Source organism: Novosphingobium sp. GW835-FHT14H07 (assembly GCF_058793515.1).
Genome location: NZ_JBXAFX010000053.1, coordinates 1 through 9612, shown reverse-complemented (window position 1 = coordinate 9612; position 9612 = coordinate 1). Strand labels below are relative to the sequence as shown.

Annotated in this window: 7 protein-coding genes and 1 pseudogene; 6 read left to right on the top strand and 2 right to left on the bottom strand. The window is 63.4% G+C overall.

Going from position 1 to position 9612, the window contains the following annotated elements:
* Positions 1 to 255 (top strand): annotated as a pseudogene (locus AC1Q5P_RS21460) (hypothetical protein); the annotation flags it as partial.
* Positions 242 to 1786 (top strand): carboxylesterase/lipase family protein, encoded by a 1545-nt coding sequence (locus AC1Q5P_RS21455; protein ID WP_492519976.1) that lies wholly within the window; start codon positions 242 to 244, stop codon positions 1784 to 1786. The pseudogene AC1Q5P_RS21460 and the gene AC1Q5P_RS21455, both read left to right, overlap by 14 nt.
* On the opposite strand, the gene AC1Q5P_RS21450 is transcribed toward AC1Q5P_RS21455, so the two are convergent.
* Both AC1Q5P_RS21450 and AC1Q5P_RS21445 read right to left on the bottom strand, forming a co-directional pair.
* On the bottom strand, positions 1755 to 2150 hold the full coding sequence (locus tag AC1Q5P_RS21450) for a cupin domain-containing protein (protein ID WP_193828748.1): 396 nt from the start codon (positions 2148 to 2150) through the stop codon (positions 1755 to 1757). The two genes, AC1Q5P_RS21455 and AC1Q5P_RS21450, sit on opposite strands and share 32 nt — an antisense overlap.
* Positions 2147 to 3487 (bottom strand): pectate lyase family protein, encoded by a 1341-nt coding sequence (locus AC1Q5P_RS21445; protein ID WP_492519975.1) that lies wholly within the window; start codon positions 3485 to 3487, stop codon positions 2147 to 2149. The genes AC1Q5P_RS21450 and AC1Q5P_RS21445 overlap by 4 nt, the downstream gene beginning before the upstream one ends.
* 253 nt (positions 3488 to 3740) lie before the next feature.
* Between AC1Q5P_RS21445 and AC1Q5P_RS21440 the strand changes: the two genes are divergently transcribed.
* From AC1Q5P_RS21440 to AC1Q5P_RS21425, 4 genes are all read left to right on the top strand, one after another.
* Positions 3741 to 6623 (top strand): TonB-dependent receptor, encoded by a 2883-nt coding sequence (locus AC1Q5P_RS21440; protein ID WP_492519974.1) that lies wholly within the window; start codon positions 3741 to 3743, stop codon positions 6621 to 6623.
* A gap of 91 nt (positions 6624 to 6714) precedes the next feature.
* Entirely contained in the window at positions 6715 to 7695 is a 981-nt protein-coding gene (locus AC1Q5P_RS21435) for an alpha/beta hydrolase (RefSeq protein ID WP_236727158.1), read from the top strand.
* Complete coding sequence (locus tag AC1Q5P_RS21430; RefSeq protein WP_039335848.1) at positions 7692 to 9293, top strand: family 43 glycosylhydrolase; 1602 nt, start codon at positions 7692 to 7694, stop codon at positions 9291 to 9293. The genes AC1Q5P_RS21435 and AC1Q5P_RS21430 overlap by 4 nt, the downstream gene beginning before the upstream one ends.
* On the top strand, positions 9293 to 9612 hold a 320-nt coding region (locus AC1Q5P_RS21425; RefSeq protein WP_492519973.1), incomplete at its 3' end, for a glucuronate isomerase. The genes AC1Q5P_RS21430 and AC1Q5P_RS21425, both read left to right, overlap by 1 nt.

The window sequence follows — 9612 nt, the reverse complement described above, 5'->3', positions numbered from 1 at the left end:
CGCCCTCCGCCGATCCCGACACACCGTATTCTCATCTTGATTGTCGCGCTTTCTCACCCTGATCGTCGCGCGACAGGGGACGCCTTCGCGGCCGGAGTGCTGCACCGTTACCTGCAAGGCGGCGATGCACAGGCCATGGCCGAATGCGGCCTTGCGCTTGCTGCGCTCAAACACTCTGTCCCCGGCGACTTCTGTTTAATAAGGCAGAGCGAACTCGCTGCGTTCAGCGCCGAAGGCGGCGATGTCAGGCGGTGAACTGACCCGGCGCGCGTTGCTTGGCGCCAGTGCGGCACTCGCGGCATCACCGGTTCTGGGCAGAGCCGGAGACCCGCAAGCGGGACGCTTTACCGGACTGCGCGAGGATGGCGTGCTGGCCTTCAAGGGCATTCGCTATGGCCGTGCAGAGCGGTTCGCACGGGCCGTGCCGGAGCCGTGGCAAGGCCCGCCGCGAAGGGCGCAGAGCTTCGCCCCGATCGCTCCTCAACGCGGCAATCCCGACTTGGCGCAGAGCGAGGACTGCCTGTTCCTCAACGTATGGACGCCGGATGCCAATCCGCGAGCGCGGCGTGCGGTCATGGTCTATTTCCATGGCGGGGCCTATTCCAACGGCACGGTCACCGATCCGCTGACGCGCGGCGGGACGCTGGCGGCGCAGGGCGACGTCGTCGTCGTCACAGTCAACCACCGGCTGAATGCACTCGGCTATGCTTGGCTCAAGCCTTTCGGGCCGCAGTTTGCGGACAGCGGTAATCTTGGGCAGCTGGACCTGATCCTTGCCCTTCAATGGGTGCGCGACCACATAGCCGCGTTCGGTGGAGATCCGGCGCGGGTCATGGTCTTCGGCCAATCGGGAGGCGGCGCCAAGATTGCGACACTGATGGCGATGCCGGCGGCTGACGGCCTGTTCCATGCGGCGGCAACGATGAGCGGCCAGCAAGTCGTGGCGAGCGGACCCGGGAACGCATGGAAGCGGACGCTTGCCCTGCTAGCAGCGCTGAAGCTGCGCCCCGATGACGTGGAAACACTTCAGACGATGCCTGTGCAGCGACTCGTCGAAGGCCTTGCCGCACCCGACCCGATCATGGGTGGCAACCTTTACATGGGCCCGGTGCTGGACATGACCAATCTGCCCCGCCACCCGTTCTGGCCGGATGCGGCGCCCCAGTCACTGGGAATACCGATGATCCTGGGCAATGTGCGCGAAGAGACCCGGGCCTTCATCGATCCGCGTGGGCCAAAGCTACAGGGGCTGGCCTGGGACAACCTCGCGGCCCGCATAGCGCCAGAGATCAAGATCGATCTCGACGTCGATTGGGTCGTCGCGCAGTACCGCGCGCAATACCCGCAATGGACGCCAGAGCAGGTGTTTTACTCCGCGACCACGGCGGGCCGCTCGTGGCCCGGGCAAGTGATCGAGGCAGACGAGCGGGCGAAGGCTGGTGCCAAAGCCACCTGGGTCTATCAGCTGGACCGCGCTTCTCCCAGCGATCCCTTGCGCGGTGCCGCACATACCGATGACATCCCTTACGTCTTCGGGACGCTGGATGCGCCCGGCAGCATGAGCGGGACGGATGCAGGCGCTCGGACCACCAGCAGCCTGCTGATGCAAGCATTCGCCGGCCTTGCCAAGACCGGCCAGCCCGGGCTGGCGGAATGGATGCCGTACACCCTTCCAGACCGGGAGACGCTGGTGGTTTCGGACGGCCGGGTCCAGACCGTCAACGATCCACGCCGGTGGGAGCGCGAACTCTGGGCTACGGCACCTTACGTTCAACCGGGTAGCTGATGATCAGTGCCAGAGGCGCGTCCCCGCGCTGCGTGATGCCGACGACCGCGCCTTCGTAGAGGTAGGCGGTCATGCCCTTCCTCAGCACGGCACGCTGCCCGTCAGACACGACTTCGCCTTCGCCTTCGAGCACGTAGTAGACCTCATCGTGCGCGATGGGATGTTCGCCGATTGCCGCGCCGACATCCAGAGTGCGGCGGCGGAACTCCATGCGGCGCGGCTGAGGCACCGCGTCACTGATCCGCCATGCAGTGCTCATGCCGATGCCGCCATGCGGCGGGGGTTCACGCCGCATGGTGTCCACCTCATCGATGACCGCCATGGGCGGCGCTGCGGCAAGCAACAGGGCGAAGACCGCGTTCATGGCTGGCGCATCGTCACGTCGCGGGAGGAGAGTTTCTCCTGCGGTCCCGCCTTCTGGCCCGGATACCGGCCCGACTTCGGCGTCATCGTATCGAGGTTCCAGTCGGCCTCGACGAAGGGAGCGAATGTGGCCACGGTGTGCGGATAGCCGCCGACTTCTTTCTCGTCGTCGATGATGTCGCCACGTCCTTCGGCGACGAAGAACAGCACCCGGATATCATCGGGCGCACGATCCCACGGACGCGCGCCGACTGTCTGCAGCACGGACGTCTCTACCTCACCCGAAGGCAGGGTGCTGTAGCGAGAGATGTCGGTCAGGGGCGCTTTCGCGGTGATCAACCTGGCCCGCGTCTCGCCATAGCGGCCGAACTGCGGAAGGGGGTTGCCGTGGCGGTCGACCGCGCGGTTGTCCTTGCCGAAGTACTTGAGATCGCCATCGCCGCCCAGCATCAGGAACGGCAGGCCCGGATCGGTATCGTTGCCGCCACGCATGACGTTGCCGACTGCAGTGATCTCGCCAGTCACATAGTCGTGGCCGCCCCATTCGAGGTTCATCAGGTTGTAATGCACCGCGCGGTGGCCGGGATTGTAGATCACATTGTTGATCATGGTGACCTGCGCGCCGCCCTTCACCAGTGGCGAACGCTCGACATTATGCGCCCAGACGTTGCGGTAGAAGGTGATGTTCGTCGCATTGTCATGGATGAGCGAACCCTTGGAATGCTCACCCTTGGGGTGGCTGGCATTGGCAAGTCCTTCCGCAGCGATGTTCTCGCGGAAGACGATGTCGTGGCTGGTACCAGCGCGCCATTCGGCCACGGAATTGCCGGTGAAGCGCGGTCCCGACGCGGACATATTCTCATCGAGCGCCCACAGGAAGCTACAATGTTCGACCACGACATTGCGCGCCGCCACAGTCGAGAAGGCGTCAGCCTCCCAGCCTGAAAGCTTGGCCTGACCATCAGCACCGGTCATCACGCGCAAGTGGGAAAGGATGACGTCGTGCGTCTTCAGATCGATGCCACCCTTGACGATCGTGATTCCCGGCGACGGCGCAGTCTGTCCCGCTACCGTAAGGAACGGCTCGGTGATCTCCAGCGTGTCGCGGCCCATGTCGATCGTGCCGCCGACCTCGAACACGACGGTGCGCGGACCCTTTGCGGCAAGCGCCTCGGCAAGTGATCCAGGGCCAGCTTTTGCCAGCGTGGTAACGCGGATGATTCGCCCGTTGGCCCCGCCCTTGGTCGGGTCGGCGGGGTGCGGCCCGGCCCAGGCGGTCGTTGCCAGCAGACTGGCGAAAATGGCGGAAATCGTGAACTTTTGCAGTCTCTGATGCATCGCAGACTCTCCCATTGGCATGGTTATTGACAGAGGCGCGATGCAAGGGCAATAAATAATGACACCGGTTACCTAAATGACATGCCAAGCCTTTGCGGGCATGATCGCTGCGGGATCGGATCGATAGCCGGTACCATGTTGGTAGCAGGGCCGGCTTGCGGGAGCAGTGGTGCACAGAAAGGTTGTCGCTTCGCGTCATCCCTCTTTGACACCGGTATCAATGGCCTCGACAAGGGCAATGAGGGGATTCATCATGCTTACTTCAGTTTCGCGCATATCGCTGTTCAGGATGGCGTTGCTGGCGGGCGGCGGGCTCGCGGCAAGCGGTCTTGCCCAGGCGCAGGAAGCGGTCGCAGCTCCCGAAGCACAAGTCGGCGCAGACGATGCGGCTATTGATGATGCGATCGTCGTGACCGGATTCCGCCAGTCACTCCAGGCGGCCATCAACGTCAAGAAGAACGCCGTCGGCGCAGTGGATGCCATCGTCGCCGAGGACATCGCCAAGTTCCCAGACCAGAACCTTGCCGAATCGCTGCAGCGCATCCCCGGCATCTCGATCTCCCGCGATGCCGGTGAAGGCCGCGCCATTACGGTGCGCGGTCTGTCGAGCCAGTTCACCCGCGTCCGCGTCAACGGTCTTGAAACCGTGGCGACGTCGACCGACGGCGCATCGGCGAACCGCGACCGCGCATTCGACTTCAACGTCTTCGCTTCCGAGCTCTTCAGTTCGATCGTCGTCCACAAGACCGCAGAAGCAAGCCTCGATGAAGGTTCGCTGGGCGCCGTGGTCGATCTCAACACCGGCAACCCTCTGGCCGGCAAGGCCGGCTTCACCGGCGTCGCCTCGGTCGTCGGCACTTACAACGACCTGTCGGATTATGTCGGCCCGCGTCTCGCCGGCCTGCTCAGCTGGCGCAACGATTCCGGCACCTTCGGTGTGTCTCTTTCTGCCGCGTACCAGAAAACCAAGGTCCTTGAGCTTGGCAACAATACGGTGCGCTGGTCACAGGCCCGCTTTGACTCCGTCAATGGCGCGCCATGCTTCACGCAGAGCGCCACCGACCTGACCGGCCGCCAGAACTCCGGCGGGACCTACACCGTCGGTCGCAACGCCGCGTGCGACAAGGCCGCGCTTGCCTTCCACCCCCGCATTCCGCGCTACGGCGAGGTCAAGCATGACCGCGAACGCCTGGGCCTGACCGGCTCGGTCCAGTTCGCGCCGACCGATGCCACCAAGTTCTCGATCGATGGGCTCTTTTCCCGCTTCAACGCCGATCGCGAAGAGCAGTGGGGCGAAGTCCTGCTGCGCAGCAACGAGCGTTCGATCGACGTCGTGAACCCGGTCTACGACAGCAACAACAACATGATCTCGGCGACGCTCAACGATGCATGGGTCCGCACGGAGCATTACCTTCGCAAGAGCAAGACCGAGTTCTATCAGGTCGGCGGCACCTGGGACCAGGACCTGTCGGATACCTTGCGCTTTACGGTGCTCGGCGGTTTCTCGAAATCGGATGCCGACATCCCGGTCGAAACCACGATGATCTTCGATGATCGTGACGCGCAGGGGTACAGCTTCGACTACACCGACATGAAGAGCCCGAAGCTGACCTTCGGCACCAGCGTGACCGACCCGGCCAACTTCCAGCTCGCCGAAATCCGCGACCGCCCATCGACCGTGGTGAACAAGTTCAAGACCGTGCAGTTCCGCACGGAATGGGACGTTGCGGAGGGCTTCACCGTGAAGGCCGGTGCGATGTGGCGCCGCTTCAATTTCGACACCGAATCCTACACCCGCGACACCGCTGTGTGCGGCAATGGTGGGCTTGACCGCGTGCTTGGCACGATCACGTGTTCGGCCTCGTCAGCCTTTGGCCCGACGGCCGTTTACGGCATCCCGGTGACGGCGCAATTGGCGCAGATGTTCAACCTCGGCAATGCCGGGCAGCCAGCAGGCAACACCAACGCCTGGCTGGTTCCGAATCTCGAAACCACCACGGCGCTGACGAAGCTCTACGACCGCGCGCTCGTTCCCGATGCTGGCAACATTCGCGGTGTCCAGGAAACCACCAAGGGCGGTTACCTGCAGTTCGACGGCAAGGGCGAACTACTGGGCCTGCGCTATGCGCTCAACGCAGGCATCCGCTATGTGAAGACCGAACAGTCCTCCTATGGTCTTGTCAGTGGGACCCAGGCCACGGTCGAACGGTCGTACGACAACTGGCTTCCCTCGGCGAACGTGGCGTTCTACCCGACTGAAGACCTGATCATTCGCGGCGCAGTTGCCGAAGTGATCACGCGTCCAACGCTAGGCTCCCTGACGCCGGGCGGTTCGGCGGACGGGTTCAACTTCCGGGTGAACAGCGGCAACCCGTTCCTCAAGCCCTTCCAGGCCACTAACTATGACCTGTCGATCGAATGGTATTTCGCTCCGCAGGCGCTGATCTCTGTGGCGGGCTTCATCAAGGATGTGGCCAGCTTCACCCAGAGCGCAGCCATCACCGAGGCGACCTTCGCGCAGACCGGCCTTCCGGCCTCGGTGCTGAACCCCTCTTCGCCAGCTGCGCTGAACCCAGCCCTCCTCAACCAGCCGATCTGGACGCTGACCACCACCGTCAACGGAACCGGTGCAAAGCTCAAGGGTATCGAACTGGCAGCGCAGATCCCGTTCAAGATCTTTACCGAAGGCTTCCTCGGCAACTTCGGCATCATCGCCAACGCAACCTTCATCGACAGCGATGCAACCTACACGCTGCAGGGTCCGGCGACTACGCCAGGTGGCGCGTTGGTCAACGTCGACAGGACCGCGGCTCTTGCCAACGTCTCAAAGCAGGCCTTCAACGGCACGCTGTATTATGACGACGGCCGCTTCTCGGCCCGCGTAATGGGCACCTATCGCGGCCGCTATCACGAGGGTGCGAGCGGCACCGGCAACGTCCTCGAAGGCTATGGGTCGATGTTCAACCTCGACGCCTCGATGCGGTTCAAGCTGACCGATTGGGTCGAACTCTCGGTCGAGGGCAACAACCTGCTCGATACCTACCGCTATCGCTACACCGACATCGACGCGAACCGGAACTACGAGAACAATCATTATGGGCGCAACATCCTGGTGGGCGCCCGCTTCAAGTACTGACGACCAACCTGCCGGGCGCATCCCTCCCGCGCCCGGTACCTCAGAAGGAGCTGCCATGACTGTCGCAGGATCACTGGATCGTCGATTTTTCATGGCAGCTTCTCTTTTGTCACTCGGCCTTGGTGCAGCAGCGAGTGGCCAGACGCCGCCGCCCGCCGTGTCCGGTGGCCCCCTGCCCCCTGGCCTGCCACAGCCATCCGAAACGATCGATCTTTGGCCAGGCGGTGCGCCCGGCCAACCGGCCAAAGCACTGGTCGAAACCGTGCAGGAGCGCTCGACTGACCGCCTCGTCACCGATCGTGCCGTCTTCGGGATATCCCGCCCGCGCATGGCAGTGTTCCGGCCTGACCGCCCGAACGGCGCTGCGGTCCTGATAACGCCGGGCGGGGGCTATCGCTGGGTTGTGGTCGACAAGGAAGGGTACGAGATGGGCCGCTGGCTCGCGGCCCGTGGCTTCACCGCCTTCGTCCTGTTCTATCGCCTGCCCGGGGAAGGCTGGGCAGCGGGTCCGGATGTCGCACTATCCGATGCGCAGCGCGCCATGCGCCTCATTCGCCAGCGCGCCAGGGATTTCGCAATTGATCCGGAACGCGTGTCTGCAATGGGTTTCTCAGCCGGCGGTCATGTCTGCGCCGATCTTGCCACGCGCTTTGCGGTGAAGACCTATGCCCCGGTCGATGCGGCAGACGCGCTGTCGGCCAAACCGCACAGCGCCGCGCCGATCTATCCGGTGGTCTCGATGTCCGCACCCGATGCCCATCCCGGTTCGCGCGAACTCCTGGTCGGCAAGGCCGCTGCGCCGGAGATGGAAGCTGCGCATTCCCCTCACCGCAACATGCCGCGCGATGCCCCGCCACTGTTCCTGCTTCATGCCGAGGACGATGACGCGGTACCGGTGAACAATACACTGCTGCTTCGTGCCGCCGCCAAGGCACAAGGCGTGCGCGTCGAGACCCACCTGTTCGAGTTCGGCGGCCATGGCTTTGGCCTGCGCAAGGCAATCGGCAAGCCGGCCGAGGTCTGGCCGGATCTTTGGCGCGCGTGGGCGCGAACCACGGGACTGGCGCTATGACTGTGAATCGCCGTGATGCGCTGAAATCTGCCGCCCTCGTCTCTTTCGGTCTTGCCGCGCCTCTCGGAGCAAACGCAGCACCTGCGCCGCGCGAGGTCCCCTCGCGGCACCGGGGCTTCGACAACCAGCGCGTTGCCGATCTGGGCAACGGCATGTTTCTAAACCCGATCCTTTCGGGCGACCGTCCGGATCCGGCGATCCTCAAGGACGGCAAGGACTATTACCTCACCTTCTCCAGCTTCGAGAGCTATCCCGGGCTGCTGATCTGGCACTCACGCGATCTGGTGAACTGGCAGCCGCGCAAGCCTGCGCTACACAGGAACATCGGATCCGTCTGGGCAGTCAGCCTTGAGAAACACGCCGGACGCTACTTCCTTTACATCCCGGTGAAGGCTCTCCCACGCAACGAGATCTACGTGATCCATGCCGATCATATCGACGGGCCGTGGAGCGATCCGGTCCCACTTGGACTGCACGACCATATCGATCCGTGCCATGCGGTCGGCGAAGATGGTTCGCGTTGGCTGTTCCTGTCGGGCGGCGATCGCGTACGTCTTTCGGACGATGGCCTGAAGATCGCAGGCCCGGTCGAACATGTCTACGACCCATGGCGATATCCCGATGAATGGGACGTCGAAGGCTTCTCGCCCGAAGGTCCCAAGATCCATCGCATCGGCAAATGGTTCTACATGCTCACCGCCGTCGGTGGCACTGCCGGCCCGCCCACAGGCCACATGGTCATTGCCGCACGGTCGAAGTCGATCCACGGACCCTGGGAGCAGCATCCCGGCAATCCACTCGTCCGAACCAAGGACGTGCGCGAGGCCTGGTGGTCACGTGGCCACGCCAGCTTGGTCGAAGCTCCTGACGGATCGTGGTGGAGCCTTTATCATGGTTTCGAGAACAGCTTCTGGACGCTTGGACGCCAGTGCTTGCTTGATCCAGTCGCCTGGACTGCAGATGGCTGGTTTCACATGCAAGGCGGCGATCTCTCCAAGCCCCTGGCCAAACCGAGAGGGGGCGAGGCGCTTCCCCACGGAATGCCGCTAAGCGACAATTTCAGCACGCTGCAACTCGGAACAAAATGGTCGTTCTTCCGCCCGGCACCCGATGAAGCGGACCGCGTGCGCGTTTCCGACAGGACCCTGTTCTTCAAGGGCAAGGGTCTGGCACCATCGTCCGGTTCGCCCTTGCTGCAGATCGCGGGAGATACGTCCTATCAGTTCGAGTGCGACATCGAGCTGGCCGAGGGCGCCACTGCTGGACTTGTGCTGTTCTACGACGACAAGCTTTATGCCGGTCTAGGCTTCGACAGGGAGCGTTTCGTCACGCATCAGTACGGGATGGAGCGCGGCCGGCCAGCGAACCCGCACGGTTCGGCCATGCGGATCCGCGTGACCAATCGTCGCCACATCGTCAGCTATCACACCTCGGGTGATGGCGGACGCACCTGGCGCAAGTTCGACCGCGGAATGGAAGTCTCGGGCTATCACCACAACGTCCGTGGCGGTTTCCTGATGCTGCGTCCCGGCCTTTATGCCGCAGGACCGGGCGAAACGAAATTCCGCAACTTCATTTTCACCGCACTGGACGACTAATGCCCCGCATACTTGAGCTTCATCCGGACCGGCTTTTGCCGGCCGATCCATCGGTGCGCGCGATTGCGCGCGAGCTTCATGCAAGCGTTGCGGGTTTGCCGATCGTCAGCCCGCATGGTCATACCGATCCGCGCTGGTTTGCGGGCAACGAGACCTTCGGCAATGCCACCGACCTGTTGCTGGTGCCCGATCACTACGTCTTCCGCATGCTCTATTCGCAAGGGGTGGCGCTGGAAGACCTCGGCGTGCGCAACAAGGCGGTCGATCCGCGCGCGGCATGGCGGCTGTTCGCCGAACGCTACTGGCTGTTTCGCGGCAC

What these genes read in the sequence shown, in the direction of transcription:
- AC1Q5P_RS21450 (WP_193828748.1), bottom strand. Translation starts at nt 2,150, where the DNA reads ATGAACGCGGTCTTCGCCCTGTTGCTTGCCGCAGCGCCGCCCATGGCG.
- AC1Q5P_RS21440 (WP_492519974.1), top strand. Translation starts at nt 3,741, where the DNA reads ATGCTTACTTCAGTTTCGCGCATATCGCTGTTCAGGATGGCGTTGCTG.
- AC1Q5P_RS21435 (WP_236727158.1), top strand. Translation starts at nt 6,715, where the DNA reads ATGGCAGCTTCTCTTTTGTCACTCGGCCTTGGTGCAGCAGCGAGTGGC.
- AC1Q5P_RS21430 (WP_039335848.1), top strand. Translation starts at nt 7,692, where the DNA reads ATGACTGTGAATCGCCGTGATGCGCTGAAATCTGCCGCCCTCGTCTCT.
- AC1Q5P_RS21455 (WP_492519976.1), top strand. Translation starts at nt 242, where the DNA reads ATGTCAGGCGGTGAACTGACCCGGCGCGCGTTGCTTGGCGCCAGTGCG.
- AC1Q5P_RS21445 (WP_492519975.1), bottom strand. Translation starts at nt 3,487, where the DNA reads ATGCATCAGAGACTGCAAAAGTTCACGATTTCCGCCATTTTCGCCAGT.